We start from the raw sequence: 26303 nt of genomic DNA, 5'->3' as shown, positions 1-26303 counted from the left end.
TTTTCATGATCTTGCCCTGCTTAGAAAATAGATTTTGATGGTATCTCTATCTGGCAGGGTTGTAGTTTCGGCGTAAGCGTGATAAAGAGCCCACCAAACAGGGCTCGTTATAGTCAGTATTTTTCAAGGTAGCTCATAATCTAGCTTAAACAGCTCAACTAGAAGAGATATCGCCAGTTCGCCCAACCTGCTAGGTTGTTGTCATCACTGCTGCCATCCCGGTATTGAATAAAGCTATATTCTGCGCCAAGCTCAATTTCACCTTTCGTGATTGGGAACAAGTAGCTGAAGTCAACGTTCCATGTATCTTCACCATTAGGCGAAACTTTGTTGCCTCCTCCTTGCGCTTCGTTACTATTGCTATTGTCTTTGTTCAGCTCTAAGTAACGAATATTGGCTTTCCATCGATGACTTGTTTGGTGACTAAAGCCGATAAAACCAAGCGTATAGGTATTGGCATCGTTATCGTAGGTTGAACCTAGCACACGGTCTTGATAGCGATAGCCTGTTTTGTAGGTGCTATGTTCATAGGCGCAGTTGAATACTCCACCACATGTCGGCATGGTTTCTGAGTATTCAAAAAACGTGGTAATGCTTTGCTCTGCCAACTCATAAGAGACATCTGCACCGTAGAGGTAGCTCTTGGCTTGGAATGGAGGGAACCGATCTAATCTTACAGCGTCCTCTCCCATTGATTCCCAATATAAGCTGTATGGAACGCCGCGGAATGTATCTCCCCACCTGGCATCTACAGAAGCAAGTTGGTTGGCCGGATTTTCAGATTCATAGTCATTGGTATCACCAACCAACATATCCCACCAAGTATTCAAGTCACAAGACTTTTCAAAACCATTGTCTGAATTAGTGCCGCAGAGCTGCGCCGCTCGTGAAACCCCAAATTCAAAGTTAGGGTGGGGCTTAATGGTACCGCGGAACGTCCAAAGCAATGTATCTTCCATATGACGTTCGTCATCCATCCAACCAACACCTGTCGTCATTGTCCATGGCCCTAGCCATTCCAATACTGGCACATCGAACGCTTCTGGGTTATGGCGAGTAATGTTAACCGACGCTAATGGACGTGCGTTGGTGCTCATGGTGAGTGCAGTATCCCAACCCGGGCCATACCATTGCTGCTGGTATCCTGCGCTGACTACCCAATTACCTAGAATCGCTGCAATATAAGACCCATCTAAACGAACGTCTTCATCATCTTGCGCGTCGTAAGCGTAAGTAGCCTCGACATTAAGTGCCCACCAATCCCCTTGATTATTATAGCCTGCCGTTACCTCGCCTTTTTCACGTGTTGGCGTGCCAAAGTGCTGGAAGCGTGATGCTTCTGAAGCCGCACCTGCTTCTAACTTAACATTACTGCGTTGTGAGTGGCTGAATGCTCGAGTGACTCGGCGTACCGCGTCGGTTTCCATTGCTGTCTTTGCTCTATCTGAGTTGGCACGAACATCACTGATGACCCCATCCCACATCAGTGGGTAAGTGGTAATCGGCACAGTAATAACACCAGCATTGGCCAGCAATTGAAGGTCAGCTCTAAGGTGTAAGTCGGTAGGCTCAATCCAAGGTTTGGCGTAAGAAAGGGGTGAGAGCACAAGAGTAGAAAGAGCCAGTCCTCTGGCTAGATATTTAATTGGTAAGTCCATAGTCACTAACATTAATAATGAAATTGCCTTGGATAATACAGGAAGACGGTGTTGTGCAACAAGCAACCAGTTTGAGATACTTAAGGTTGAGTTAATATTATTGGGTAATTTCTCTAATATAAACTCTTCCTCACAAGCGTCTCAGCCTTGATGGGGGTAATTTCAATTTTTGGATTTAAAAAGATTAAAAACGAATGTTATCCGATAGTCGCATGACGCTTTAATACTTTAACCCTTTAACCCTTTAACTATGATGTTAATGGCGCTGGGAGGTCACCTCGCTTTTTACTTTTTTTTGATAGAGTTGTGGCTATAATGTTCGTTATTTCTCTAATCAAGTGTGACAACGATTCAATGAAAACAATGTTAAGTGCGCTAGGGCTCGTCACTTTGCTAAGTGGGTGCGCCTCTGTCGATAAACTAGAAGTCATTGCTCCTGGAATGACACAAGATGAAGTGACTGCGGTATTAGGTAACCCCGAACGAGTGAGTCAAAATACCAATCAGCAACAATATCATTATACTTTGCGAGAAGCACCGCATTGGTGGGCGTTGACGGGGTGTGTGGCGTTTCCTGCTGTGATCCCAACACTAGGTGTTATGTGGGCGTCTGATGGTTGCCTTGGTGAGGCGAAGCCGGCGAATATCATGATACGCGATGGAAAAGTGGTCGCTACGACTCTTGATGAATCGAAGTAACCGGAGTTGTATGTCGATGTTCCCGCCTAAATAGAGCAAGAGCGTAGATCTGCGTTAAGCCCAAAGAGTTAACATGCTTTTTCATTTTTACCAAAAATATTATTGCGATTTATTTCAAGGACGTCCATGAAGTCTACTTCTTTACCATTGTGTTCAGTAACCGTAGCACTGTTAAGTGCAGGTGTATTAGCTGAGCCTATTGAGCCTTTGTTTGAAACCCCAGAATATCTTGAGCACACCTGGGTGGATGATGTCTTGGATGTGTTTGGCGCGGATGGTGAGTTTGATGAGAGCAAAACCATTGATATGAGCTACCTACCTACGGCGTATTACACTCCTGAGAAAAAGTTTGGTGTGGGGCTTTTGATGGTGGGGTTATATCACACCGATGGTGCCGATAAATCGACGCAGCCTTCTTCGCTGGTGGTAAACTCGTTTGTTTCCCAGAATAAGTCTTATGGTGTGTCGATTGAGAATATGACTTATTTTAATCAAGGCAAGCAGCGTTTGCTTCTTGATGTGGATCTTCACAACGAAGCGTCGGTGTATTACGGTAAAGGTATTGCTGCAGGGGATAAAGACAGTAATAAACATGAGTTTGATGAGGTGCTGTACTCTTTCAAGCCAACTTGGATGACAGCATTGGGACCTCACTATTACCTAGGGGTTGGTGGTGACATTACGTATGCCAAGGCAGAAAAACTTGAAAATGTAGTCAACGACAACAGCTCAACGCCACTTTATGAATTGCCATCAGGCACAAGCGCCGGTGTGGTGTTATCAAGTGTGTATGATTCACGCGATTATCGTTTGAATGCGAGTGATGGTTGGTTGTTCCAGCTTGATGCCGGCCTGTATCAGAACTTTGAAAGTGAAAAAACGTATAGCCTTTATGATTTAGAGGTGGCGAACTACATGAATCTTAACCCGATCCCGGGTTTGGTTGCGTGGCAGGTACAAGGCCTTTTCAGTGAAGGCGACGTGCCATGGTATGCGATGCCAGACCTTGGCGGGTCGAGTGCGATGCGCGGCTATATTAAAGGGCGCTACCGTGATGAGCACATGTTGATGGGGCAGGTAGAGTACCGACTGCCGATCGTTCAGCGCTTAGGCATGGTGTTTTGGGGGGCCGCCGGCAGCGTTGCGCCTTCAGTGTCTAAGCTCAATGATGACATTCTGACCTCGGTTGGTACGGGGTTCCGTTTTCGTATCAAAGATAAAATTAACTTAAGAGCCGATGTGGGCGTTGGTCAGAATGAAACCGCCTTTTATCTTAACGTCAATGAAGTCTTTTAAGGTATTCATATGATGAAGCTTCGCGCGGTAGGCTGTTTTGCTTTAACTGTAACTGCAACGCTACTAATCAGTCCTGCTATAAAGGCGCAGCCACAGGATCCACAAGCTTTATCGCATCTACAGGCTTTATCGCACCCGCAGCAGTGCGAGAGAACCGCTTACTATCAGATTTATTTAAGTGGTATTCGCACGGGGTATATGCATCGTACGGAATCGTGGGAAGGAACCAACGCAACTATCATCTCGCAAAGTAAGGCCAGTATTTTAGGGATTGGTACTCAATACGATCAACAGGCAACGCTTACTTGGTCGGAAGAGAGTGATAGCTGGTTGACGACCTCTTTTCATCAAGTTGTGTCGGGCTTTAAGAGCCGAGACATGAAAGTGAGTTTTTCAGATGACGGCAGTGAAACGCGGGTCGATCTCGATGGTGAAATCACGGAGTATCAAAACAACGGTGAGCCGCTTCGGGATGTTGACACGCTTTCAGTTCAGATACGCCAGTATGTGTTGGATGGGGATAGATCGTTCTCCTTAACTCGTCAAGCCACAGATGGGCCTGAGCCTTATGATTATGAGGTTCAAGATCTGACGACAATTAAAATCGATAAGTGGGATGAGATAGAGGTGATTCCAGTTAAGCAGACGGGGGCAGAGCGCGTGACGTTTTGGTATGCCCCTTCGCTAGACTACCAGTTAGTGAAAGCGCGTTATCACGGATTTTTGTTACGGGGAGGAGCAGAGCTTCAGCAGTATGAGAGTAGTTGTGCAGATTTTACAGTAAAAAAAGAATACTAAACTCGCGAGGGTTCTATTATTCAGCCTTCTCTAGGGTTCTAAATGAGATGCATATTAATGACAGACCTTTCTAGGTTTGTGAATGCCAAAAGTATGCATCTTATTTCTTTCAATTAGAGTTTCGTTGAGCTAGATCGCTTTAGCTTGGAAAACTTATCGCCCTAAGCCGCCACGTCCTCTTCTTTCCTGAACGCAAATCGAACCAAGACAATCGCTACACCGAGCATACCGCCCAGTAACGTTGCTAACACACAGATAAGGGCACGCTTTGGTCCATCTTTCTCTTCTGGTGCGACTGCTGGGTCAATGGTCTTAAATACAAACTCATCTTCCACTTCGGCAAGCATTTGTGTTTTGTATTGCTCTTCAATCAAAGAGTAGAACATGTTTTGCAGTTCTGTTACTTGGGTTCGATTTATCTGCCCTTCTAAATATTCAATCTTTGAACCGGCTTCAGAGAGCGCTTTCTCTTTCATCCATTTATTGATGTCTTTAACAATGAGCGTTACCCACTCTTGGGCAATGTAAGGAGACTTACTGATGATTGCGATAGTTACCATGCCGTTGTCTTTGTCTTCTGACACGCTGAAGATATCTTTAAATGCTTTATGCGCTTCCCATAAAGTCGGCTCTAAGGTTTCACCCTCATCTTCATCAAATAGCCACTCGTTAGACGTCACATCATAGAGCTCACTATCATAAGCAACTTTATTGGAATCTTCGTTCCAGGACTCAATCGCCATTAAAGGAACTAAAAGGTCATGCTTTTGAATGAAGGCTTCAATGAACTTGCGTGATTGTAATACAGCCAATGCTTCGACCTTCGGATCTGCAGTATCCCCCCCCCCTATATTTACGCCAGCAATCGCAGCTAGTCCGCCCAGTGAGCCAGAAAGGCCGCCACTGCTACTTGATTGAGTCGGGGTTAGCAAGACATTCGACTTATAAGTATTTGGTTGAGAAAGCGCGAACAACACACCCCCGACAGCAAAGACAAATGTCGTTAAGATAATGATCCATTTGCCCTGCCAGATCGCCTTGAATAGTTCTCTTAGATCAATTTCATCATCGGCCGCTTGTTGCTGCGGAAAGTAGCCCGGAGGAAATGGATATTGATTTTCATTGTTTGGAGTTTGGGATTTCGACATTTTCATCATTCTATTAAGGACAACGCAATGTTGTCTAAACCTATGCCTCCCCCCTTATTCAAAAAGGGGGAGGCATGCATTTGATACTAGCTATTAAGTGGTACCACTAGTCCTTGATCGCGCTCCAAGCAACACCCAATTGATACATGATTTGAGTTGCCGAGGTGATCGTGCTCAATCCATCTAGGAAGTCCACATCAATTGGTACTATGATGGTGTCACCTGGACGAAGTGACTCGCTGTTACGGCTAAACCAATATGAGTTATTTGGAATCATCACAGAGCCATCAGCACGAACCACATAAACTCGGTCCGAATCTGCTTGCTTTTTGGTGCCGCCAGCTAGGTTGATATAGTCATCTACCGTCTTAGCATTGTCGAAAGTGTGAGTCGATGTAAACTGAACTTCACCAATAATAGAAACGGTCTTTTCAAATTCAGGTATGTAAAGCTTATCGCCGTTGGCTACCATTAGGTTCGCGTCTTCATCACCTTGAATAATAGCGGGTAAATCTATCACCATACGTCCCAAGGCTGGTGTTGAATTTAAACTCTGAACCAATTGCATTGCTTCTGATGGGCTAGATGAGAAACTTGCCGATGAACTGTTTTTACGTAACGTTAGGTTCGCTATTTGCGTTTCTAATTCGCGCTGCAGGTATTTCATTTCACGCTGCTCTCGGACTTTCAGCTTTTCTCTTGAAAATACCGAGCCTTGTGGGTAAGCAAATTGTGTCAAGCCTCCCGCTCGTTGTATTACTTCCTGAATCGTATCCCCTCGGTTTACTGCATAGCTGCCAGGGAACATAACTTCACCTTGTAACTCTATAACCATCTCAGATTGCCAAGAGGGCTTTTTGAATACAATCAGTCGATCTTTAGACTCTAGGCGGGAGTCAGCCGCAGGGTTACCTGCTAACAGCGCACTTAGGTCGATTCGTTGATGCTTGATAACTTCGGTTTGGTCCATACCATTACCAGCATTAAAGCGACTCAGTTCGGCTTCGATTGTAAAGGCTGACTCTAATAAACCACCGGCAGCGGTAACAAGGTCTGCAGAACTCATCCCTTTTGCTAATGGGTACAAGCCAGGGTATTTTACGTCACCACTGATCTCCACTAATTTTACGGGTGAGCCTTCTTTTGACTGTGAACGAAGTCGTTCAATAATAGGTTCAAGTTCTCTTTCTCGATGCGATAGGCTTTTCGTATTTACAATATCTGAGATATTCGACTGAGTGTCAGCGTGTTCTTGAACATCGCCATGAATGACAGCCCCTGTTTCAGCATCAATTCGACTGTCTACTTTTGAATTTGCTTGCGACGCTTTTTCTTTTTCTTTTTCTTTTTCTAACTGAAGTTTCTCAATCTCTAAGTTAGCCTGATTTCGTGAACTCTTTCCAAACCAATATTCAGTGTCAATATCATTAGTCAAAACAAAGATATGGTCTCGATTCTTAAGAACAACGTCATTTTTAGAACCTGGGGATGTAATTGCTTTCCCTAGATTGAACTGAAGAACTTCCACTTCGCCGCGTGGTTCGACTTCGCGAACAATAAGTGCATAGTCAAGATCAGCCGTAGCACTTAAATCTTTGTCAATTGAAGACACAATATCAGAGACTCTCATACCTGGTCGATATTCGTACCCCCCCTGACGTACTGCTTGACCTCGCAGGCCAACTGCATTTATTGGGTAGGAGCTTACTAGGCCTAAATGGATTTCATCGCCGTCTTTTACTTTGTAATTTTGGCCAGAGGATTTTGTAAGATCTACTGTCTCCATAACAGTTCCAGATTGAGTCTTACGCTTTATGGTGACACTGCCAAGATATGCTGTTGCTTTTGTTCCACCAGCATAACTCAGAACTTTTGATAACGATGTTGGTTTAGTTAGTTCAAAGTGTGCAGGACGAAGCACTTCACCATCGACGGTAATGGTCGATTTCTTAGGGGGTATGAATAAAGTATCGCCTTTTTCTAAACGAACATCTTGACTACTGTCACCGTTAAGAAGCAGGTTATACATATCTAATACAGCAACCACTTTGCCTTCACGCTTAAGTTGCACCTCTCTCAGTGAGCCCGTTTCTTTCACACCACCAGCAGCAATTAAAGCTTGGGTTAGTGTTGTAACACCATTAACGTTATAAGCTCCAGGAACCGTCGCTTCCCCGGTAATATACACTTGCATCATGCGCATGTTGCCCATCGAAACTAGTACATTACCGCCAATGATACGTTCTTTGATTAACCCGACAAGCTCATCATTTACCTGACTGAATGATTTGCCAGACACACTAACAGGACCAATACGTGGTAAGGATATTTGACCGTTACGATCGACTGTAACTAAGGTGTCACCATCTTCTTTACCGAACATTTGGATACGAATTTCATCTCCAGGACCAACAACGTAGTCGTTTGGTACCGGGACACTATCGAATGTATTAAACGAGTCTGGAGTACCTTTAAATACATCATACCCGAAAGCTTGAATACCCGAAGGATCGGCAACCTTGTCTTTATTCTCTTTATTTTCAATAGGTAAAGTTGTTGTTCTTTCTGGTGCTGCAACCGGTTCTTGCGTATTTGATTGTGATGAACCCGAATTTAGGGCGCTTAAATCAAAACCATATTGACGAGCCAGTTGCTCTTGTTGAGCTTTTGGTAGTTTCTTAAATTGTTCGATTTGCGCTGACGTTGGTTGATTAGCCCAAGCAAACTGACTGAGAATAATCGATGTTGCCAACGTGGCTTTAATAAACAGCTTCATGTGATATTTAGGTTCCTTGCTAACGATACGAGTTAGTAACGATATTCATAACCAAAGACAAAATTAGGCTCATCAATGGTTTTATTTGGTGATGTGTAATCTACGTACCCGACTCCAAAGCTAAACATGCCTTGTTGGAATGGGATTTGATAATCAATTTGTGTCGCGGTCTCTGCGGTTTGCTCCGCTTGGGAGTCTCTGTAAACAACGCTTACTCGATGGTCATTCACGAGTTGAGCATAAAGAGCGACAGAAACGCTGTCTCCCCAAAGTACTGAGGTCTGATCGTTCAATAGTCGTTGTTGTGCGTCAGTCCAAGTATCTCGGTCTTGTTCATCGACGGTTTGACCTTCAATGACCAGAGTTAATTCTGCACCCCAATAATGAGCTTGTCCTTCCCAACCATAAGTGATTGCAGACGTTTTTTCTCCTAGCTCAATCTCTTGCCAGTTAGCATAGATAGCATGTGAAAAATTTTGTAATTTCGGTAGGGTAAGACGACCATCGACACCATAACTGTTCAATGCATCATCTTGCTTGTCTGCATCCGACAATTGATAGTTAAGTCCAAGCTCAAAAGCGCGCAGTGGTTTGGCTGATAAGCGATTTAACCAAAGGTAGTTGCTCTCTTGGTCTATGTAGTTGACAGCAGAATCAAAGTTCCAGAAACCTATTACAGGGGCTTTGTCTCCAACCCAAGAAAATTGAAGGGTTGGGGAGGTTTCACCAAAGCTACCTTGCTGCAAATTATGTTGCCAAGTTGGCCCCCACCATCGCTCTAAATAGCCGATAGTGAATAAGGCTGCCCCCGAATTTAACGTGAGATGGGAACCTTTAAAATTGGCTTGAGTGTCATAATCAGATTCTGTACCTGATTGACCTGCACTTGGCTCAATACTGTCGGCATAGTTGATGTTCAAACGAAAAGAAAAATCATCTTCCATATGCTCATAACTCGAGTAGACACCCCAGTGATCTGTTCCAACAGAGCCAAATCCAAGGTGTGTTTCAGGGCTTGATTGATACACGGCCTTAGCCATGACATTACCTCGAGCAAACTGAGCGTTGCTCATAGCATGTCGTAAATGCTGAACAGCAAAACGAGTATTGTCTGGAGTGTGCTTTTGTTTTATTTGATCACCCACAGTATTCCAACGAAGTGGGTAACTGCTAATTGGCGCCTGTAACAATAAGTTGTCTGAGAGTTTGTGTAGTGATGCTCTTAAAAATGGGTCTTGGGTCTCAATCCATGGAGAAGCAAAAACACAAGGGGACATTAATGCTGAAAAGGGGATTAAGACATGGGTACATACAGCACGATGGTGTATTCGTCCCTTAAAGAATTTTTCTTTCATTTCGATGTCCGGAGTTAACCTACTATATTAGCGATAAAAGCAGCAAACGCTATTCAGAGCGTACACGCTACCGCCCTTAGGTTTGGCTCCTACAGGCAATCTAAATGTGAATACTATTACTTTTTGGCTAGTAATTCTACTGACGAGGGACGTTGGTGTCACGCTTAAATACAAATGTGTGCCTTTTTAATCGGTATGCATCTAATTGTCATTGCCAGCCCGTTTGTTAAGTGAACATTTCTAAGTATGGTTACTCAAGTATTGATGTTCATCTATACTCAACTGAGTGCTCTTTTGGCCGCCATTTAATCTGATCTAACTTCAATGTATTCTGGATACTAGCTTCTCCTAAAGTGATGCTTTTTTTCATGTCCGGCCTCCCTACCTGCGCCCTTTCTTGATCTTCCGCTACAGTTTTGACTGTAAACTGTAGTAAAATTACGCTAATTTGTTTTTATACCGATTTATTTTGAATTGAACGAGGTCAGTCCTATGTCAGCTAAGAAGCCAATGGCTCTAGTGATCCTTGACGGTTACGGTTACCGTGAAGACAACCAAGACAACGCTATCGCGAACGCTAAAACACCAGTATTAGACGGTCTTATTGCTAACCAACCTAACACGCTAATCTCTGCTTCTGGCTTAGATGTAGGCCTACCTGATGGCCAAATGGGTAACTCTGAAGTGGGTCACACCAACATCGGTGCGGGTCGCGTGGTATACCAAGATCTTACTCGTATTACTAAGTCCATTTCAGACGGCGAGTTCGGCCAAACTGAAACGCTAGTGAACGCTATCGATAAAGCGGTGAAAGCTGAGAAAGCGGTTCACATCATGGGACTTATGTCTCCAGGTGGCGTTCACTCTCATGAAGATCACATCTACGCCGCTGTTGAAATGGCAGCTGAGCGTGGCGCAGAGAAAATCTACCTACACGCTTTCCTAGACGGTCGTGATACACCGCCACGTAGCGCAGAAAACACACTTGCACGTTTCCAAGCGCTATTCGCTAAGATAGGCAAGGGCCGTGTTGCTTCGCTTATTGGTCGTTACTACGCAATGGACCGTGATAACAACTGGGATCGCGTTCAAGAATCTTACGACCTGCTGACTCAAGCAAAAGCAGAATTCACATTCGACACAGCAGTAGCTGGCCTAGAAGCGGCTTACGCTCGTGACGAAAACGATGAGTTCGTTAAAGCGACTGAAATTAAAGCGGAAGGCGAAGAGTCTGCCGCTATCGTTGATGGTGATGCGGTTATCTTCATGAACTACCGTGCCGACCGTGCTCGTGAAATTACACGCGCATTCGTGCCTGATTTCGACGGCTTTGCTCGTAACGTATTCCCAGCGATCGATTTCGTGATGCTGACTCAATACGCAGCAGACATCCCACTGCTATGTGCATTTCCACCGGCTTCTCTAGAGAACACCTACGGTGAATGGTTATCGAAAGAAGGCAAAACGCAACTACGTATCTCTGAAACAGAGAAATACGCACACGTGACGTTCTTCTTCAACGGCGGTAAAGAAGACGAGTTTGAAGGCGAAGAGCGTCAGCTTGTTGCTTCTCCAAAAGTGGCGACTTACGACCTACAGCCAGAAATGAGCGCACCAGAGCTAACTGAAAAGCTTGTTGCAGCAATCAAAGGCGGCAAATACGACGCTATCGTTTGTAACTTCCCTAACTGTGACATGGTTGGCCACACTGGCGTATACGATGCAGCGGTTAAAGCGGTAGAGTCGCTAGACGAATGTCTTGGCAAAGTGGTTGAAGCAATCAAAGAAGCCGATGGCCAACTGCTTATCACAGCAGACCATGGTAACGCAGAAATGATGGTAAACCCAGAAACGGGCGGCATCCACACGGCGCACACTAACCTACCAGTGCCACTTATCTACGTAGGTAACAAAGACGTTGAGTTCAAAGAGGGCGGTAAGCTGTCTGACCTAGCACCAACGATGCTTTCTCTGTCTGGTATTGATATCCCAGCAGAAATGTCAGGCGATGTGATCGTTAAATAGTCAGTAGTTAAATAGTTGTTTGGCTCAGCGGTTCACGTTGAGCTTTAATGATTTTGAAAGCCCGCACTTCAAAGTGCGGGCTTTTTTATAGATGCGAGATACGAGTAAACGAGATACGAAGAGCTAAGAGCAGATTCGGGATGCGGGTAAACGAGTAGCGAAGAGCTTTAAAGACAGGAATTGGGTGAGAAAAATATGCAGGGGAGAACAGAAGGACACGACCTTAAATAAAAGACGAAAAGAACGGCCTTGATGAATATCGAAAGAGTGACATTGCTCGAATGATTAGATAGCTTAAGGTTCATACTATACTTGTCTTTGACCTTATCACTAGGCCGTTTATATGAACTCAAACCGTTTGAAGCAACGACTGCAAAACTCAATGAAAGCGCAGCAAAGCCCATATTGACACTTATGGGATTAAACTCAAATAATCGAGCGTATTTTTATTAGCGTGCCGATGGTGTTGATTATTGATACATAATACTAATCGTAGTCAATAATTGCGCATCCTAGCTGGTTAAAACGCTCGATAACTGCGTTACAATTTGTGATTGCTTGCCCTAAAGCCGCTCCCTATTCAAAACATCCCCTAAATTCGAGTTCAATTAACCAATAATTAAGCTGAGCAATGTATTCGAGGTGTTGTGATTTAAAGGAAAATCAGCTCCGGAAAAACCTTGGATGCAGGCGATAAATTCTGTAGTTGGCTCTCATTGAACGTGTACAGTAAAGCATCGTGAAATCTTAAAGGCTAGTTAGTTGCCCATCTAGCGCGCTGGTGCTAACGTTTGTATGTGCAGTGCTTTTCAAGGAACTACTCATGGATGCTAGAATCCAATTTCGTGTTGATGACGAAACAAAACGCCTAGCTCAGCAACTGGCTGAGAGCCAAGGTCGCACTCTTAGTGATGCTTGCCGTGAACTGACAGAACAAATGGCAGAGCATCAAAGAAAGGCATTATCTCATGATGCTTGGTTAACAGAACAAGTAAAACTTGCTTTTGAAAAGTATGACTCTGGCAAAGCGGTGTTTATTAACAATGATTCAGCCAAATCTCGAATGGAAGCCCGTAAAGCGAGGATTCGTAGCCGAGGTCAACAATGATTTTATGGGAAGAAGAGTCCCTTAATGATCGAGAGAAGATCTTTGAATTCCTCTACGACTTTAATCCAAAGGTAGCTGAAAGAACCGAAAATATTATTGAAGCCAAAGTCGAAAACTTGCTTGAGCAACCTTTAATGAGAGTGCAACGTGAAGGCGCTCGAGGCAGATTACTCATTATTTCTGAAGTTTCGATGATTGTTTTATATTGGGTTGAAGGTTCAATTATCCGTATTATGCGAGCTCTACATCAGAAGCAAAAATTCCCTACAGACTAATGTGATGTGAAAAATACAGGACACCCAAGTATTTGGCGGTCTCTAAATTGGTACCTAGGCTTACTTTATCAATTTAGATTTCGCGCACTGGTGGTCAGGATGACTCAAGCATGTTCAACTCAAGTTTCCCTTCAAGATACGGCGTACTATCATGGAAAGCGATTGGCTTATGCGGAGAGGCGCTTTTGTGGCTTTTGCTTTAGCTTCCATTCCCAAACTTGCTATACTTCCATCTGTATTTAATCATGTCAGATTATTCATCAGTCCGTTAAAATCATGGAGGTGGGATGAAAGAGCAAGTTAAAAAACTCATTGAAGAGATCAATAGAATTCACAAAGAGTTTTCTGAGTCTTGCTTTGAGCAGGGGATGTTTGAGCAAGTGAAGCTATCTAGGACAATCTCGAACGTCCCTGCCTCTCATATCTATAAATACCGCTTAGTGCTTCATGAAAGTATCAATGACTATCTCATGACCTCCCATATTGAGTTGAAATACTTTTATCGAGTAAAAACAAGAGAAAGTATCGACGATAAAATTGCGCGTTATAGTGAGCGCGACAATCAGTATCCGGTGAACAATTGGCTCAATGATATTTTTGGGGCAAGGATTATATTAACCAAGTCCGAGATCGCAGAAGTGATGGAAGAGCTGGATAACTGGCAAGATGAACTTGGTTTGAAAAACTGGTATTTGCGCGATAAGGAAGGCTATAAAGGACTTCACATCTATTTTAAAAATAGAAGTAACTTTTACTTTCCGTGGGAACTTCAAATTTGGGATAAAGAAGATTTGAGGTCGAATATCGAAAACCATGAGAAGTTTAAGCGAAGCTTTATTTAAGGTTCATCACGGATACACAACAACAGCCATGTGTTGTAAGCGTCTTTAAATCGACTCATTCAATCCTTTCAATAAACGTCGTAACCTTTAACTTTGCTCGTTAAAGGTACTCGTAAATGTCTCAGCATCGATCTCAACAAGAATGGCTACGTCTTGAAGCGGGGCATGCTCTCTTCATGTGCCTCGGAATGTGACTCCTCAGTGGCTCGGTCTTCTATTGAAGGAGCTTGCTGTTGTATGAAAATGTATCCTTGATACCTCTGCTATCTATCTTCACAAAGCCCCTTTCATGTGGACTTGGTGGTGAAAGCGAAGGTGAGCTCACCGGAGCTATTGGCGTATATCGAGCGTTAAATGCCAGTAATCAGAAAGTCAATAGCAGCAATGATTTCGTTTCTAAATGTATTCAATTCATTGACTGGTTCACGTAAGATCTTAGTCGGCACACTTGCCATTTGGTGAGTGAGGATCACGAAGTCACCTTCATCAATATGGATTACTGGGCATAGGTGAGTAGGGGCTTTCTTTTCTAACATTTCAACTGGTGTTAATGGGATCACCAGTCGGGTATTTAGCGTATCAAGTATTTCACTTTGAACATCAACAAAGTATGGATAAGCGGTAGCAGTGCTTTTATCGTTATTTTGGTATAGTGAAAACTGTGACATTAGAATATTCTGTAAGAATCGGAAAACAGACTGTGGTTTTCGGTTAGTTCGTTGCAAGCACTGATAGCATCTGCATTCTGCTCCAACCACTCAGTTTTACGGCGTTGGCTCACTTCTTTTTCAAGCGCTTTTTCCATTGTTGCTGAGAGGTTTATATTCAGGCGCTTAGCTTCAGCGAGTAATTCGCTATTTAAGCTTAAGTTTGCAGATTTTTTAGGCGCTTGCGTGCTATATGCGTTTCTCATGATAATCACTTATGCGTATTTAATGTGCGCATCAAGTATAGGTACATGAAAGGCATATAACAAGCGGGTATGAATCACATGGCTACTGTTTGTAGTGGCATAGTTAATTTGGCCACCTGATTAAGAGGTGATGTATGATCATCTCGAGACTAAAACAGGTGACATTATGACTAAGCGTGAAAGACGCACTTTCTGAGTTTAAACTTGAATGAAAAATACGGGTCACCCATGTTATCGGTATTCCCGTGTTATCAGGAGCGCTAGTCTTGCCACTGCCAAGGCACTTGCCTGTACTGATATCGGTTGAGCTGAAACGACACCGGTTTCTTGATGGTCGTGTAGCTGTAACACTGCCTGTTATGCGGCTTATCGATAATGACGGTCTTCTCGCCATAACAAATATCACTGCGTGGATCTTGGCAATGTTCATACAAAGCAAAAGATAACGCTTGGCACCATTGAAGGTGTTTTTCCCACACCATCGATCTATCCAAATGCCCATCCGTTTGTTTAAGTGCGCAGTAGTACTTCGCTAAAGTCAGTCCAGGGGACTGAGCGTGTAATCGAACATCGTGAAACATAACCATGCCCGAGGTCATCATACTGTCGGCGTACTTATTGAGTACCAATTGCAACGTTGGATCTTCCATAAAACGCTCATAACATTGCTTGGCTATCGCTTCTAAACGGCCTTGTTCGTTCAATGAACTTAACGCCATTTCTTGTTTGTTGCCGATGAGTGTATAAACCGAAGGCAGTTCAGAGCCTAATGCAAAGGCGTACAGTTGATCATTATCCATTAGGTTTTGATGGAAGTATTGAGCGCGGTTAAAGGTCAGTATCATCATGCCGCACCTCCTAACATCATGTCGTTAAACGCGTTCCCGTCTTGTCTGGAAGCATTGGCGACATAAGGGGCGTAGACCTCAAACAGTAGCTTGGTGTCGCTGTGTCCGAGTTTGTGTGAGATATAGAGCGGATTCTCATGCGCGGCAATGTGCAGCACCGCAGCGGTATGGCGCGTTTCGTAAGCGCGACGTGGTTTCAGGCCTGCTTTTTTCAACGTTGGGTGCCAAACATGCTTGCTGATGTAATGCGTATCTAGCCCTTGTCCTGTTTTAGAGGGAAACACAAATGGGCTGCACTCACCTCTCATTTCCCACTGACGTTTTAGCGCTGCGAACAAGGTGTCGCACATCTGCAAATCACGACGAGATTTGGGTGTTTTCACATCGCAAATTTCCCCATTCACATAATTTTGTCTCACGCGAATCAAGCGATGGTCAAAATCAATGTGCTCCCAATACAGGCCATGCACTTCACAACTTCGCATGCCCGTCCAGAATCGCAGTAAAAAATAATCATGCCATTGCGTATCACAGCATTCTAAGAAAGTACGGACTTCATCCATGGTCAGCGGTTTCGAATCCGCTTTTTCCTCTTTCAGGGATTTGTAGCGTCGAAATGGGTAATCAAAGTGATGCTCTTCGGCGGCGAGGCTCAGAATGGCAATCAGCGGCCATAAAATATTATTGATGCGCTTGTTGGTGAGTTGTCGCTCGCCATTGGCCTTACGAGCTTCTTGCAGGGTCTGACGAAAAAATTCCACTTGAGAGAGCGACACTTCAGAGACTAAGGTATTGCCAAAGTGCGGAATGAGGTATTGCTCAAGGGTGTTTTTTACCACGCCTTTATAACTGGCTTTCCAATTGCCTTTTTGACGCTCATACCACTGATTCGCAAAGTCATTGAAAAAAGGATACAGGTGGTCGGGGTACTTCTCGCGCTGTAAGCGTTCAAACAAGGCCACTTTTTTACTGTGTGGAAAGTAATCACGGTATTGAAAGGTGCCAAGGTCAATCTCGGCGTTCATTTGTTTGAGGGTGGCTTGAGCAAGCCTGACATTTTTTGGGGTGGCCATTTGCTGGGTACCTTCGCGAAAGCGTTGGCCGTACAAATGAAGATCGAACTGAATGCGCCCGTTAGGACGGATGCGAAGATGAGCCATAGCGGCCTCCATTGATATCAGATCTTAAATAGATCTGTCCCTCACCAATGGAATTCGCTAGAATCGAGCCATCGGCTGGGTCTGCTTAAACGTGTCGCAGCCGGTACGGGGTAGGAAGGTTGCACCCTTCCTATCCCAACTGCATATTGTGTGTGGCGGCGTGACGCAAGGTCATCATCTGCCAACGCATTTCACGGTATCTTCCAAATCCTAAAGCGTGTCTTCACGCCCATTTCTTCCGATAGCCTATAAAACGTTCAATATTGACTCTAGCCTTTTACTGGATCGATGTCCAGTGTTTTGGTGGTTTTTTCATCAAAAATGACGGCTCATTGGTGCGCCGCTGATGTGTCATCAAACCCAAACCTGTCAGCTTGTTCTCCGCCTTTGTGGAATTGCATCAGAGTTCACTGTAGTTTGTATCACTCTGTCTCGTTACTGTTTAATAGAGAAATGAGCAAACTCGGCGATGAGGGAATTAACCCCGTTTTCATACCAAAAGGTTTGAATACTTTGTTTAGAACCTCGGTGTTGTAGCTACCTCTATCATTCTCAATATCTGAGAGTGTTTTTCTTGAGACATCGACGAGTTTTGCAAAAACATCCTGTTTTAGGCCTAGTATGTTCACTCGCAGTGTTCTAAGGGCTTGGCCTTGTGTGAGCCCACCAAGCAAGAGTTGTTTGATAATATCGTCCATAGCCGTTTTACGATCAGATGCCCTGATCGCTTTTGAGTTCTTAGATACCTTCTGTTTTGCTTGAGTATTTGGTTGTAATTTACTCTTTCCCGAGTGTGTTGGTTGATGGGAAGCTATTGACTTTGGCTGTTCTCGGCTTGCTCTTAGGCGAGCTACGGTCTCATATACAGTCTCTTTATTTGATCGGCTACTCTTACTCATGCTAGCCCCCATTTTGTCAATTTTTCAGATATATGATTAAACCCAATTGCTGGCATCTCCAAGATTTGTTTTGGTACACCTTGTTCTTCCAGTCTCTTTTTAAGGTCAAGGCATTTAGCGGCTGTATCTCTTAGTTCTTCAAGAAGGACGGCTGTTGGTACTAGATCTGACAGGGATTCAGCTATTCCTATAAAATCATAGGTTCCGCCGACTTCGAGTGGTGCTTGCCATTTTGTGCTTCTTGGAATGCCCTCGGGATCGGCTTTCATTGGTGCAAAGTCGTATATAGGAGCCAGCTTAATAAAACCGTCTCCTCTCAGGAAGGAAGTATTTCTTCCGTGGTTGTCACTATTCCCAAACAAGATATTGAGTAAATCTCGCTTTACCCACTCAACGACGAACTCCTGGGGGTCGAAAGCATACCCTTGATGTTGAACCATGTGGCTTTGGGTCATCTTTTCTATGAGGCTTCTGATAGTGGCTTCGTGGTTGAGAGTGACTCCTGCACCTTTATTTAGCATGGAGTATACGGATTCCATACCGAATTTTTCCACCTGTTCCTTATTGATTTGAATATCAAATCTAGGTAGCCATAACGAAGGGTAATTAAGACCTTCTTCTAAGCGCATGCCTTGTATTGGAATCGTATCAAAACCCATTTCAGTAAGTGCATGATAGTAATAGAACTCAGCTCTTAGAATATTACAGTCGACGGTGCTTCTCGAACCTCTGGGGTATTTTACCAGGTAGTGTAAATCGTGATTGCTAGGGTCATCTTGATAGGGATCTATCCATATTTTTTCGTCGCCAGTGTGAGGGGTTATCTCGCTACGTAGGAGTAATTTAGGGGCCTCTCCTCCCGCGCCCGTCGCTCCACCTGCCGCTGCGCCTCTTTGCTGTGCATAGTCGAGGAAATCACCCGCTCGGTTCTTAACATCCTCAACAGAGAAATAGAGGTTGTCTGATACTTCGTAACGCTCAGGAAGAGACTCTTTCACCCGTAAATTGCCGATAGGCGACATCGTCCCAAACTTAAGTAAAACAAAGTCTTGTTCATCGAAGCTTAGATCCTCAATATCTAAGTGCTTGACCCAGTACCTTCTACTAGCACCACTTGGCATTATGTCGTCTAGGAATCTTAACCAACCAGGTTTTCCCATATCATCAAAGAAAAAAGAAACAGGGTGATTGATCGAAACTGCATGCAAATCGTCTTTATCATGATGATAGAGAGCATAATCACTGAGATAATTGAGTTCAGAAATTTGGAAGTTATGCTGAGCACTCTTAGGGAATGAGATGAGAGCAACATCGAGCCATTCACCTTTGATAAAAGCTTGTACTGTTAATTCTTCCATTGGCTGCACCTCACTTGTGTTTATGTGTAAAATAATACGCAATAATGCTGTTTTTTTCAAATTGTGAGTAAATAGATACTCATGAATAGGCGAGGTGGCACAACTGTCTCACAAGACTGCACAATCAAGAAAGCAGCCTTGCTGGCTTGACCGTGAGTCTAACTTTCGTTGACAAAAACCACGCTGTGATTGTCGAGACGTTGAAATCCAATATGATGAAAAACCGCAAACTGGCGAAACACATAGCGGATGCCTCGTGGCACAGCTTTGTCGTTAAATTGGAGTACAAGCTGCAAAGAAAAAGGTAAGCACTTAGTGAAGCTGCGTAAGTCTCGATACTATCGAGCAATGGCTAACGAAAGAAGCATCGCCCGATAGGCGGTGAGCAGTCACAAAAAGTATTTTAAATTCTTAAGCGCTTAGAGCTCAGTGATGTGAGACAGAGTTTCCGGATGACGCTGAACCAATTTTAGAAGAGTTACCGCTTGTCCATTTGGTGCGCTACGCCCTTGTTCCCAGTTTTCTAGTGTACGAGATGATGTATGCAGCAAACGCGCAAACACACCACGCGACATATTAAACTGTTCACGAATACTCACGATTTCATCAGGTGAAATATCTAGTTCGCGGATATCTTTAACATGATGAGTTTTAAGAGTTAGTTTGCCCTTGGAATACTCTTGAGCCTCAATAAGAGCTGAACTTAACTCTGTAAATAGATCACGATTGCTCATTACGCCACGCCTCCATAAAAAAGCCTTTAGTTGTTTCTTTTGGTCTGCGGTTAAATCGGACATTTCATTCTTGCCATAAATTGTCAGTAAGTAGAACCGACGCTTTTCATCGAGGAAGTAATAGATAATACGAGACCCGCCACGCTTGCCCTTACTTGCAACTCGAATCTTTCGCAAACCACCTGTACCCTGAATCACGTCCCCCTGTTTTGGATTAGACATTAACTCAGCTTGAAAAAGCCTAAACTCATCATCACTTAGATATTCATTACGATACTTTTCAAATATGGTTGATTCGAAATATACTTTTCATTCGCAAAGTATACGCAAGTAACGTACAGAGGGCGAAGCTATACGTGATTAACGTAGTTGTGACTTTTAAGGCAATGGATCTGATCTTAGACATGTTGATTGTAGAATCACTACTTATCGGCATCGGTCTTGTTATCAAGCCTTCCCTACGCGACGTCTGAGCACTTACTGACTCTCATTAATGGCATTACACGTCATCAAATCCAAACAGATCGTTTTGTTCAGGCTTATCACTTGAGAGCTGTGAGATATCGATGATCCGTTTTAGCTCAGGCAAGAGTGGCAAAGCACGCTCCAAAGGCACACTGTAATAAGGGTGCTTCCCATCTTCGTCATTGTGAAACCCCAATTTGAGTTCACCTTGCGCGCTGCGCAGCACTGTCATCTTGACTTGATCAGCCGATGTGATGTCTTTGATACGTACATTTGATAAGGCGTTGAGGTTGACGCTATACAGTTGTTCTTGTGAAGTAATGATACTCTTGGTCGTGAGTGCCATTAAGGCGCCAACTTTGGGTGCTAAGCTCGCGAAATACATACTCTCAGGGGTGAGGTAAAGTAAGGCTTGGTTGGTTTTTTTAATCTCTTCGATTTTTTGAAAATTGTCCCTTTCGGCTTTAAATTCATGAACATCAATCACCACTTTGGCTTCTAACTCAAAGTGTTGCTGCTGTCTTTCTCGGTAGGCGCGCAATGGCGCCAGGGAGTGGCAATACACCTGCTCTCCATCGCTAAACATCGCTTGCTCATCATCGATATAGACAGACAAGGTCTCGCTTTGTGTTGTTTGCGCGATCGATTCCAGTGAGTGCTTGGCCTCTGGAGTCAGGGCCATATCGATGTCGATGTTCATACCCTTAGGAAGCGCGAAAGGAATGATGTCGTTGTCTCGCTCGATTTGAACGCGGTTGCTGTCTTTGTTGACCTCAAACACTGAGAAAGGGGTGCAGGTATTGGCCAGTTGACATATCGCCAGCGCTTGCTTGGTCTCAATAATTTGCTTGGGGTGCGTCATGACGCTATCAAAGAAGGCCAGATGATGTTCACAAGCGGGCTGCGCGAGGGCGTAGCGAAAGGAGTTCAGTTCGGTTCGCCCTTCCAGCACGATGCCGTCTTGTTGGTTGTCATGACGGAGCTGCAATGAAATCGTTTCTTTTTGGTCGATATGATTGGTTTGGCACAGCCATAGGTTGGCAAAAGCGGTGGCGCTAAACGAGAAAGCGGCGTTGTCCAATGTGCAATCCGACGCTCTGTCCAACGTGGTCATGATGAGCTTCTCCGTCGCGCCGCCAATGAGGTGAAGCGATTTATCAGTGACAATGAAGGTGACAAAGGGATGCTCGCTGCCTTTTTTGATGCCGCTAACCAGCTCGGTAATGCGTGCGTGTACTTTTGGTTGAAAGTTCAATGTGTTCATAATGTGTGTCCTTTTGGCTGTGAGGCGTTAAGTATCATGGTGTTCCACCAGGTTTGAAATTGCTCAAGAAGAAGTGGATCGGTGACCTCTAACTCCAACGCTATCTTGAGTTGAGTGCGACCGGTGGGGATGATGATTTTATTCGCGGTGTCTTTTGCTGTGAGTAAAGCCGCCTGTATAAAGTCCCATTTTTTACTGTCGAGACGTTTTCGGTTTTGATGCAGCGTGATATGACAATGGTATTTGAGCGGTGATTGCTTGAGGGTGTGGAGCGCTTTTTCCACCTTTTGGTTGCATGGGCTAAGAAAATACAATTGCTTGCCATTGATCATTCCCTCGTCATCGCTTTGCGGCGGTTTCTTTTCGAGGTGTAGCTCGCCAAGGGGACGTAGGGCGGTTCGTGCGGCTTTATTCCATTCAATGCCTTGGTATTGCCCAAAGGCGCGCCATGCGTCACTCACCATGGAAAAAGCCAAAGGCGTTTCTTTTAAGCGTTTGATTTGCTCTCGAGTTTCCCACTGAAAACGATAAGGGCGGGTTTGGGTTCCACTTGAGACGCCTTTTGTCCAAAGTCCAATCCACTCGTTGTCGTTTGACTCCGCCTCTTGAAGCTGTTCTTTATCACCATTTGGTTTGCGCTTGCTGCCCAAACGTTGGCTCAGAGCCTCCGTCAGCTGTGCATGAGTAAAGCTCGGCAGGTGGCGCTGCTTTTCAGAGGATGAAAGCTGGGCGTATTGAGGGCTAAGCCTCATCAGAAGACGAGTGATATCATTGGAACCTGGTTTCATTCCCCAGAGGTATCTCAGCTCGGCATGTGTGTATTCTCGCTGTTGAGGGAGAAAGGCAGGCGCGACCCATTCCATACCATGCAGGTAATGCAGTCGAGTTGTCGCATAGTGTTGATGGCCCAGCATTCGACCGATTTCATCAAACAGCAGCATATTGTTTAACTCTGAAAATGAACGCCCTTGCAACCAGTATTGAAATCGCTGCTCAACAACGGATGTTGAGAAGAGAGACGCGGTGACGGGTTGATGCGTTTTATGCCAAGCCTTTGGCGCCGCACCGTTAGCAAGGCAAAGTGCTTGTTGATAGAGCAGCTTGGCGCCGCTGTGGCGAAGGTGATGAAAGCGCGCTTTTTTACCGTGTAATTGTTTGAGCACTTTCGTGATAGGCAAAAGGTAGTGGCGCGCTCGTAAATGGATGGACTCGTCTTCAAAGCCAATGAATGGCTCGCTAGGAGGGCGGTTGGCTTTGAACGCCAGTAACAACCGTATTAATTTGGCGCCGATTTCGGGCATCACAACCTGAACCGTGCGCGCGTCTCCGCTTTTTGTTTTGCCTTCCTCGGTATTGGTAATGTAGATCGCAAATAACTGACCTTTTTCGTGGGTGCATCGAATATCTTGAAGGCGCAGGCGTAAGAGTTCCCCGCGTCGAAGGGCGCCGTAATAACTCAATAACGCGCTGACACTCGCAAATAACGCCTGCATCGGGGACAGGCTGTGCGTTAATAACTGAGTGACCAGGTGGTGCACCTCTTCAGCGCTAAGAGAAAGGGCATCAATTTTTAGGCTTTGGGTCGGTTTGATGAAGGTCGAGAGATCTAAGTGCTCAGTGATGGATTGCTGAGTGAGAAAACGGAAGAATTGATACAGAGTCCATTTTTCCATTGTCTCGTCTTGGATGAGGCGGTATCGGTCTTTGGCCCATTGTTGCAGGGCTTCCCTGTCATTGGCGATCGAGAGAGGGAGTGGGGTCGTCGACAGTTCATTTTTAAAACTGGTGTAGCGCAGCAAGGTGGCGGGGCTGAGGGTGTTTTTTTTCACGCCGCCAAATTGCTTCAGCTCTTGCACATAATCAAACAATAAGCGGGGCAACAGGTTGTCGGCTTGCCACTCGGGCTGAGTGGGCGCAGCTTGTTGGGGCGTATTGAGCGACTTGATGAGCATGGCGTGAGGCCAGCGATGAAACGGAGTCTCTTGGTTCGCATCTTTGGGTTTTATCTTTGCAAACGATGGCGGCTGATAAATATCTTGCGCTTTGGCTACGCGCGATGAGGCCGCCTCTTGTGGTAACGCACTTACATGGCGCATGGGATCAGAGAAATCTTTTAATATTTCAGGGGGGATGGCGAAGCGATGAAGCCATAAGGTTTGGACAGATTGTTGCCATTGATGAGGGGTAAGCGCTTTGCGCTGCGCAGAGGGATAAAAATCCTCGAGTGAGTTGAGCAATCGGTTAAGTGTCACTCTTGGGTTGCCCGGCTCTTGTCGGCACTGCCAGTCATAGAAGGCGCGGGCAGCAATCGGTGATACGGCGTAGCGCGTAAAACTGACGGGTTCGGTATCATCAAAATACGACAGGTTAACAGGGTGCGTGATGGTTAGGGTGAGTTGATCGCCAATGCGCTCCAGCGGGGTGGGATCATTGAGTCTTTCACACCAAGCGTTGAGCGGCAGAGGCGCCACTTCTCTCATCAAGGTCAACACGGTCCACGCCAAGTTTGGGCTGCCTCTGTGCTTGATACGATGCAGGCTCTCTTGTTGGTAATGCAAAGAGATAGCATGGGCCCTTGCACTTTGTTGATACAGCGAGACCAACCACAAGTGTTCATGATCGTTAAATTGTTGCACCTTTACCGGTGGTAAGACCCAGCCACACACCTGGTTTAGGTAATAAAGCGTCTCATCACGCGCCCGTTTTAAGGCTCTTTGCCGGCCTGTTGGGATACCTGAAATGGCTCGGTTTATCGAGGCCATTTGTGACTCGGTCAATTGGCGTTCATGCTCACTTTCTTGGCCCCTCTCTTGAAAAAGCAGCGTTAAGAAGGCCTCGAAGGCGTCAACTTCAGCGCACGCTATCGACTGCTGTTGATAGAAGTGATGGATGTGTTTTGCGGTGTGGCTTTGACGGTTCATAAGGCACGGTCCTTTTTTGAAGGGTAGGGCGTAAGGGCAGAGAGCTGCAGCCGCGATGGCCAGTGGTTCAAATGCGCAATCAATGTTTGGTTGCAAGCTTGAAAAGCATAAGCGCTGCCAAGGTGTTCACCCAGTTCGCTGTGGCCCATCAGTACATCAATTTGTTGGGTGGTTAAGCGTGGGTGAGTGGCCATCAAGGCGTGTTGGGCAAAGCTGTGACGAAGCTGGTAAGGGACGACTTTTTCTTCGGGGGCCCCCAGCCTTTGTTGAAAGCAATGCTGCCACTGTGCATGCATAAACAACCTCAAGGTTTTTGCGGTGAGGGGGACGGCGACGTTGTTCTCATCAATCAAGTACCATAGGGGCCCCATGGCAGAAGCGTCATTGGGCGCTAACGTTTGGAGCACGCGCGCTTGAAGTTTAAGGTAAGACTCAATCGCTTGTCGTAAGTAGTTCGGAATATCGATAAGGCGGTAGCGTCCCTTGTCTTTGATAAGGGCGCGTTGTAAATCAAAGCAGGCTTCCCGCTCTATCGAGATGTGGTGAGTAGGACGAGCGCCGGTAAGAAGGACAAATAACAACGCCAGCTCGTAGGTGCGCGCGTTGTAATACTCACGAAGCGCGTCTTGGGAGGCGTTTCTTTCTGGCACCGTTGCCAGTTGTTGGCGAAGGTGACCAAAGAAGAGACTCAGCTTGGGAATCGGGATCGCGCGCGTAGAGCCAATGGAAATGGGCGGTATTGGAATATAGGTTCGAGCGCCCTCGGTCAGTTCGAGAGTGAACGCCACGATCGCGCCTGCTTTTTTCAGGTAAGGGGGACGCTCGTTAAGCGTTGTAAAGACGGGAATAAGTGCGCCAGTGGTGGGAAGCCTGACATCACAAAAGGGTTTAATATGACGCTGGTTTATTTGGGGAATGAGTCTCTGCAAATAGCGGTTGTGCGCACAAAAAATCTCATAGCGAATTTGATCGCAGTTCAGCATTTGGTAACTCAGTGCACTGTGATGGTGGACTTTCTTGGCTGTGATGAGTTTTTGAGCTGGAAGTGAGAGATAAGGATCGCAATGTGCCATTCGCTCGATGTAGGAATACAAGAGGTCTTTTCGCAGCACAAGTTGGCTTCTCAGCGCCTCCGGCGTGCGTAGCTTTCTCTTTTTTAATCGCCAAAAGAGCTGTTTCTTTTGCATTTTAGTGAGGCGAAGCTCCGTGTCATGATGAGTGAGCCAATAGCTAAAGACGGCATTGAGCGCGTCTGGCATGGGTTGCCATAAATACACGGTTTCCTTTGCCAGGGCGCAAGGTATGGCATATTCGACCCATGAAACGCCACCTTCACGCACTCGGCGAAGGTGATGAAGCGCACAATCGACTCGCCCTGAGACCAACACCAGATCGGGAATATCCTGTTCTCTTTCGATGCCAGACAGATGGCCTGCGATCCATAAATACAGGAAGTAAATGTGATAAAGGTTGAGGGGCGTAGTGGGTTCAGTCAGCACGCCCGACGTCTTGGGTCTGAGTTCATGCAACACATTGGCGATGGCAAGGGCGACGTTATACGCATCGACGGGAACGCCGCCGGCATTGTTGGCTCGGTTGCGTTTTTTTTCATTTGATTGTCTACCCATAAGTAAAATCCTTTAGGCATGATAAAAGTAAGCCGAACGTACGTGATTCGATAATCCGAATGCTGTACGTTTCAGTAAGAAAATAGAGAGTTAAGTGTGATCAGGGTGGAGCATGATCAAGTCTGCGCGTGAG

The 26303-nt window shown here is 45.3% G+C and carries 21 protein-coding genes and 1 pseudogene; 7 read left to right on the top strand and 15 right to left on the bottom strand.

What is annotated here, in order from left to right; all coding sequences use genetic code 11:
* Positions 1-158: 158 nt before the first annotated feature.
* Complete coding sequence (locus AB4517_RS13465; RefSeq protein ID WP_372148480.1) at positions 159-1658, bottom strand: capsule assembly Wzi family protein; 1500 nt, start codon at positions 1656-1658, stop codon at positions 159-161.
* Between the two features lie 354 nt (positions 1659-2012).
* On the opposite strand from AB4517_RS13465, the gene bamE reads away from it, so the two are divergent.
* The 3 genes from bamE (at position 2013) to AB4517_RS13450 (ending at position 4451) form a co-directional block, all read left to right on the top strand.
* The gene (bamE, locus tag AB4517_RS13460; protein WP_372148479.1) at positions 2013-2357 is read left to right on the top strand and encodes an outer membrane protein assembly factor BamE; all 345 of its coding nucleotides are present in this window, start codon (positions 2013-2015) and stop codon (positions 2355-2357) included.
* Between the two features lie 126 nt (positions 2358-2483).
* A complete protein-coding gene (locus AB4517_RS13455) occupies positions 2484-3653 on the top strand; it encodes a BamA/TamA family outer membrane protein (RefSeq protein ID WP_372148478.1) in 1170 nt (389 codons plus the stop codon).
* A 198-nt stretch (positions 3654-3851) separates the two neighbouring features.
* Entirely contained in the window at positions 3852-4451 is a 600-nt protein-coding gene (locus AB4517_RS13450) for a hypothetical protein (protein WP_372148477.1), read from the top strand.
* A 161-nt stretch (positions 4452-4612) separates the two neighbouring features.
* On the opposite strand, the gene AB4517_RS13445 is transcribed toward AB4517_RS13450, so the two are convergent.
* The 3 genes from AB4517_RS13445 to AB4517_RS13435 all read right to left on the bottom strand — a co-directional run bounded on the left by AB4517_RS13445 (position 4613) and on the right by AB4517_RS13435 (position 9730).
* Positions 4613-5599, bottom strand: coding sequence for a Wzz/FepE/Etk N-terminal domain-containing protein (locus AB4517_RS13445; RefSeq protein ID WP_372148476.1), 987 nt, complete (start codon positions 5597-5599; stop codon positions 4613-4615).
* A gap of 106 nt (positions 5600-5705) precedes the next feature.
* Positions 5706-8375: an SLBB domain-containing protein gene (locus AB4517_RS13440; protein ID WP_372148475.1), complete on the bottom strand. Its 2670-nt coding sequence runs from the start codon at positions 8373-8375 to the stop codon at positions 5706-5708.
* Between the two features lie 32 nt (positions 8376-8407).
* Positions 8408-9730 carry a capsule assembly Wzi family protein gene (locus AB4517_RS13435; protein WP_372148474.1) on the bottom strand — a complete coding sequence of 441 codons (1323 nt, stop codon included), beginning with the start codon at positions 9728-9730 and terminating at the stop codon, positions 8408-8410.
* Between the two features lie 492 nt (positions 9731-10222).
* Between AB4517_RS13435 and gpmM the strand changes: the two genes are divergently transcribed.
* From gpmM to AB4517_RS13415, 4 genes are all read left to right on the top strand, one after another.
* Complete coding sequence (gene gpmM / locus AB4517_RS13430) at positions 10223-11755, top strand: 2,3-bisphosphoglycerate-independent phosphoglycerate mutase (RefSeq protein ID WP_372148473.1); 1533 nt, start codon at positions 10223-10225, stop codon at positions 11753-11755.
* 823 nt (positions 11756-12578) lie between these two features.
* Positions 12579-12863 carry a type II toxin-antitoxin system RelB/DinJ family antitoxin gene (locus AB4517_RS13425; RefSeq protein WP_372083161.1) on the top strand — a complete coding sequence of 95 codons (285 nt, stop codon included), beginning with the start codon at positions 12579-12581 and terminating at the stop codon, positions 12861-12863.
* The gene (locus AB4517_RS13420; RefSeq protein WP_372148472.1) at positions 12860-13138 is read left to right on the top strand and encodes a type II toxin-antitoxin system RelE/ParE family toxin; all 279 of its coding nucleotides are present in this window, start codon (positions 12860-12862) and stop codon (positions 13136-13138) included. Before AB4517_RS13425 ends, AB4517_RS13420 begins: the two co-directional genes overlap by 4 nt.
* A 287-nt stretch (positions 13139-13425) precedes the next feature.
* Positions 13426-13980, top strand: coding sequence for a GTP pyrophosphokinase (locus tag AB4517_RS13415; protein ID WP_372083164.1), 555 nt, complete (start codon positions 13426-13428; stop codon positions 13978-13980).
* A gap of 350 nt (positions 13981-14330) precedes the next feature.
* Here the strand turns inward: AB4517_RS13415 and AB4517_RS13410 are convergent, their stop codons facing one another.
* The 11 genes and pseudogenes from AB4517_RS13410 to AB4517_RS13360 all read right to left on the bottom strand — a co-directional run bounded on the left by AB4517_RS13410 (position 14331) and on the right by AB4517_RS13360 (position 26170).
* Entirely contained in the window at positions 14331-14648 is a 318-nt protein-coding gene (locus AB4517_RS13410; RefSeq protein ID WP_372148471.1) for a CcdB family protein, read from the bottom strand.
* Positions 14648-14893, bottom strand: coding sequence for a type II toxin-antitoxin system CcdA family antitoxin (locus AB4517_RS13405; RefSeq protein ID WP_372148470.1), 246 nt, complete (start codon positions 14891-14893; stop codon positions 14648-14650). Before AB4517_RS13405 ends, AB4517_RS13410 begins: the two co-directional genes overlap by 1 nt.
* 260 nt (positions 14894-15153) lie before the next feature.
* The gene (locus tag AB4517_RS13400; protein ID WP_372148469.1) at positions 15154-15741 is read right to left on the bottom strand and encodes a hypothetical protein; all 588 of its coding nucleotides are present in this window, start codon (positions 15739-15741) and stop codon (positions 15154-15156) included.
* On the bottom strand, positions 15738-16901 hold the full coding sequence (locus AB4517_RS13395) for a tyrosine-type recombinase/integrase (protein WP_372148468.1): 1164 nt from the start codon (positions 16899-16901) through the stop codon (positions 15738-15740). Before AB4517_RS13395 ends, AB4517_RS13400 begins: the two co-directional genes overlap by 4 nt.
* A gap of 422 nt (positions 16902-17323) precedes the next feature.
* Complete coding sequence (locus AB4517_RS13390; protein WP_372148467.1) at positions 17324-17812, bottom strand: helix-turn-helix transcriptional regulator; 489 nt, start codon at positions 17810-17812, stop codon at positions 17324-17326.
* A complete protein-coding gene (locus AB4517_RS13385) occupies positions 17797-19158 on the bottom strand; it encodes a type II toxin-antitoxin system HipA family toxin (RefSeq protein ID WP_372148466.1) in 1362 nt (453 codons plus the stop codon). Before AB4517_RS13385 ends, AB4517_RS13390 begins: the two co-directional genes overlap by 16 nt.
* 419 nt (positions 19159-19577) lie before the next feature.
* The gene (locus tag AB4517_RS13380) at positions 19578-19892 is read right to left on the bottom strand and encodes a DNA-binding transcriptional regulator (RefSeq protein ID WP_135455613.1); all 315 of its coding nucleotides are present in this window, start codon (positions 19890-19892) and stop codon (positions 19578-19580) included.
* Positions 19879-20180 (bottom strand): annotated as a pseudogene (locus tag AB4517_RS13375) (type II toxin-antitoxin system RelE/ParE family toxin). Before AB4517_RS13375 ends, AB4517_RS13380 begins: the two are co-directional and overlap by 14 nt.
* 211 nt (positions 20181-20391) lie before the next feature.
* On the bottom strand, positions 20392-21621 hold the full coding sequence (locus AB4517_RS13370; RefSeq protein WP_372148465.1) for a hypothetical protein: 1230 nt from the start codon (positions 21619-21621) through the stop codon (positions 20392-20394).
* Positions 21618-24542, bottom strand: a complete 2925-nt coding sequence (locus AB4517_RS13365; RefSeq protein ID WP_372148464.1) for a hypothetical protein — start codon at positions 24540-24542, stop codon at positions 21618-21620. The genes AB4517_RS13370 and AB4517_RS13365 overlap by 4 nt, the downstream gene beginning before the upstream one ends.
* On the bottom strand, positions 24539-26170 hold the full coding sequence (locus tag AB4517_RS13360) for a site-specific integrase (RefSeq protein ID WP_372083172.1): 1632 nt from the start codon (positions 26168-26170) through the stop codon (positions 24539-24541). The genes AB4517_RS13365 and AB4517_RS13360 overlap by 4 nt, the downstream gene beginning before the upstream one ends.
* Positions 26171-26303: the final 133 nt, after the last annotated feature.

This window comes from Vibrio sp. 10N.222.52.C3 (assembly GCF_041474195.1).
In the GTDB taxonomy this organism is placed as follows: Bacteria; Pseudomonadota; Gammaproteobacteria; order Enterobacterales; family Vibrionaceae; genus Vibrio; species Vibrio crassostreae_C.
Note: the sequence above shows the minus strand (reverse complement) of the source record. Positions and strands in the feature narration are given on the sequence as shown.